The organism is Cognatishimia sp., assembly GCF_964229375.1.
GTDB lineage: Bacteria > Pseudomonadota > Alphaproteobacteria > Rhodobacterales > Rhodobacteraceae > Cognatishimia.
In genome coordinates this window covers 1-2,919 of record NZ_CAXREH010000015.1, presented here as the reverse complement: position 1 = coordinate 2,919, position 2,919 = coordinate 1, and the positions used below count along the sequence as shown (strand labels likewise).

Sequence of the window (2,919 nt, the reverse complement as noted above, 5' to 3'; positions counted from 1 at the left end):
ATATTGGCGTCGATCTGTTCAGGACCCAGTAAGGGGCGTTCGTCAGATCGGAACGATGGATCGCCAACTTTGGTCGTGCCGCCGCCCATCAAAGTGATCGGTCGATGCCCGGTTTTCTGCAGCCAGCGCAGCATCATGATGTTCAACAGATGCCCAACATGCAGCGACTGCGCGGTGGCGTCATAGCCGATATACGCTGTCACAACCCCGTTCATCAAAGCATCGTCCAGCGACTGATAGTCGGTGCAATCTGCTAGATAGCCGCGTTCCATCATCACTTGAATGAATTCAGATTTGGGGTGGTAGGTCATGGTGTCCATCTCATATGATATTGCAGCGTGTATAAGCAGGCAAAACGCAAAGGAAAAGGCCATGTTGAAGGCCAAGTTAAGCAAGGGCCCAATTCGTGTCGCAGGGGCCATGTCAGGCACATCTCTTGACGGTGTCGACGTGGCGGTTCTGCAAACCGATGGTATCGGGTTTGAAGCCACCGATCGCGTCGCGTTTCGCCCGTATTCCAGCGCAGAGCAGGCCACACTTCGAGTAGCTTTGGGCAAATGGACCGGCCCTGAGGTGGACGCGGCCACCAAAGTGGTGCAGCAGGCGCATCAAGAGGTTTTGGCGGATTTCACGGATTGCGACCTGATCGGGTTTCACGGCCAGACACTGGCGCATGAACCGCGCGGTCGCGGTACGCTTCAAGTCGGAGACGGGCTGGCGCTGGCAGAGAATCTGGGCGTGCCCGTGGCTTGGGACTTTCGGTCCGCCGATGTGAATTTTGGCGGCGAGGGCGCGCCGCTGGCACCGTTCTTTCATTTTGCCTGTGCGCAGAAAATCGGCGCGACAGCGCCGCTGGCCTTTCTGAACCTAGGTGGTGTGGGCAACATCAGCTGGGTTGATCCCAGTCGCGCGACGGCCGAAGAGGATGGTGCGTTGCTGGCTTTTGACACAGGGCCTGCAAACGCGCCGATCAACGATTTCATGCTGGCGCATACCGGACAAACCTATGACAAAGACGGCGCAACGGCGCGCAAAGGCGAGGTCGCACTTGGCGCACTAGAGCTCTTTCTGCAAGAATCCTATTTCACAAGAGTGCCGCCAAAGTCATTGGATAGAAACGACTTTTCAGAAATGATCGGACTGGTGTCTGAGCTCTCTATTCCGGATGCCGTCGCCACGCTCACAGCCATGAGCGCAGCGGCTGTGGCGCAGGGTATCGATCATTGCCCGCATCCGCCAGAGCAGCTTTTGGTAACCGGCGGTGGGCGCAAAAACCCGGTTCTGATGGAGATGCTGGCCGTCTCGCTAGACTGCCCTGTGCTCGCGGTCGAGGCGGTCGGCCTTGATGGCGATATGCTTGAGGCACAGGCCTTTGCCTATCTGGCTGCGCGGGTTGCGCGGGGCATGCCCACCTCCAGCCCAAATACAACCGGCGTGATGGCCTTGGTCGGCGGCGGCGTTCTAAGCGTGCCATCCTAAGGCGCTTTCATCTTGTCAAAAATACTCCCGCCGGAGGCATAAAGTCTTATCGCGGGATGTCAAAACCCTGTGGCGCGAGTGTAAATCCCTCAAACTGAAACGCAGGCGAAACCGTGCATCCAACCAGCGTGTACTCCCCGGTGGTTTCTGCAGCTTGCCAATGGTGTTTGGGCACGATCAGTTGCGGGGCGTGTCCCTGCGCTAAATCGGGGCTCAGAACCTGCGTTTGGGCCGGTCCCTCATCCGTCGCCGCGGTGTGAAGCAACAAGGGCGCGCCTGCGTAATAGTGCCAGATCTCTGTCGCATCGACCTTGTGCCAATGGGACTTTTCCCGCGCTTGCAACAGGAAATAGATGCACGTTCCAGAGGGGCGTCCGTCCTCATCTGAAATCCAGGTCTGGCGATAGTGTCCACCCTCTGGATGGGGCGAAAGCTCGAGGTGATCGATCAGGTCTTGTGGGGTCATGGGAACATCGGAATTTGTGGGGCAGCCGTTTTTGGCAGGTGCCCTGTTAGGCGAGGATCTTCAACAACTTCAATCTCTTGTCTGACAGGCTTAAAGCCGCTTCTGACATAAAACCCAAGCGCCTGTGGGCTGTCCAGCGTGCAAGTGTGCACATGAAATCGCGTGATCGGGCGCGTGAACGCCAGTGAAATCGCCTGTGTCATAAGATAGCGCCCGGCACCGCTTCCGATCAGCGCGTCGTCCAATCCAAAGAACGCAAGTTCGCAGGCGCCGCTGGTGCGAAAGTCCAACTCTAGCAGCGCCAGATCCTCGCCATCGCGTTGCAGCGTATAAAGGTCATAGTTGGGGTCTGCGAACAGCTCGACGATTTCTTCATCGGATAAATACAGGCGCGAGAACCACAGGTAATCCTGTCCAATACGCCGGAACAAGGCCCGATAGATCTGAGGAGACATGGCGCTGTGCTGCACCAACTGGAGCCCCTCGATATCAGGTGTTGTTCGCTGATGCGGGGATGTCATCTCTAGATAGGTGACAACGGTGCTGAGATAACCCTTGGGGATTTTGTGAAAACCAATGCTTAACATTACCGAACGCCTTTTCTCCCTTGAAATCACGCCCGCCCAAAGATGGCAATTGCCCGATCAAACCAGCACAACAAAAAAGCCCCGCTGAAACAGCGAGGCTTTAAATGAAACCAAAAGGTGGCTTAGTTTTTCAGGATGCTTTCGCCCGCGTATTCCGCGGTTTCGCCCAGCATTTCCTCGATGCGGATCAGCTGGTTGTACTTCGCAAGACGGTCGGAACGTGACAGAGAACCGGTTTTGATCTGACCGCAGTTCGTCGCGACCGCGAGGTCTGCGATGGTTGCGTCTTCGGTTTCGCCGGAACGGTGGCTCATCACGTTGGTATACCGCGCGCGGTGCGCCATATCGACGGCTTTCAGCGTTTCCGTCAACGAGCCGATCTGGTTC

3 protein-coding genes and 2 pseudogenes are annotated in these 2,919 nt (G+C 56.8%); 1 reads left to right on the top strand and 4 read right to left on the bottom strand.

Features of this window, described 5'->3' with window-relative positions; all coding sequences use genetic code 11:
* Positions 1–311 (bottom strand): annotated as a pseudogene (locus ACEQWH_RS01255) (tyrosine--tRNA ligase); the annotation flags it as partial.
* A 61-nt stretch (positions 312–372) separates the two neighbouring features.
* Here ACEQWH_RS01255 and ACEQWH_RS01250 point away from each other — a divergent pair.
* Entirely contained in the window at positions 373–1,479 is a 1,107-nt protein-coding gene (locus tag ACEQWH_RS01250; protein WP_370227552.1) for an anhydro-N-acetylmuramic acid kinase, read from the top strand.
* A 46-nt stretch (positions 1,480–1,525) separates the two neighbouring features.
* On the opposite strand, the gene ACEQWH_RS01245 is transcribed toward ACEQWH_RS01250, so the two are convergent.
* From ACEQWH_RS01245 to eno, 3 genes and pseudogenes are all read right to left on the bottom strand, one after another.
* Complete coding sequence (locus tag ACEQWH_RS01245) at positions 1,526–1,945, bottom strand: cupin domain-containing protein (protein ID WP_370227550.1); 420 nt, start codon at positions 1,943–1,945, stop codon at positions 1,526–1,528.
* Positions 1,942–2,532 carry a GNAT family N-acetyltransferase gene (locus ACEQWH_RS01240; RefSeq protein WP_370227548.1) on the bottom strand — a complete coding sequence of 197 codons (591 nt, stop codon included), beginning with the start codon at positions 2,530–2,532 and terminating at the stop codon, positions 1,942–1,944. The genes ACEQWH_RS01245 and ACEQWH_RS01240 overlap by 4 nt, the downstream gene beginning before the upstream one ends.
* Before the next feature lie 122 nt (positions 2,533–2,654).
* Positions 2,655–2,919, bottom strand: a pseudogene (eno, locus tag ACEQWH_RS01235) (phosphopyruvate hydratase); the annotation flags it as partial.

Excerpts from the sequence above, each read along its gene's own strand:
- ACEQWH_RS01250 (WP_370227552.1), top strand. The coding sequence starts at position 373 with ATGTTGAAGGCCAAGTTAAGCAAGGGCCCAATTCGTGTCGCAGGGGCC.
- ACEQWH_RS01245 (WP_370227550.1), bottom strand. The coding sequence starts at position 1,945 with ATGACCCCACAAGACCTGATCGATCACCTCGAGCTTTCGCCCCATCCA.
- ACEQWH_RS01240 (WP_370227548.1), bottom strand. The coding sequence starts at position 2,532 with ATGTTAAGCATTGGTTTTCACAAAATCCCCAAGGGTTATCTCAGCACC.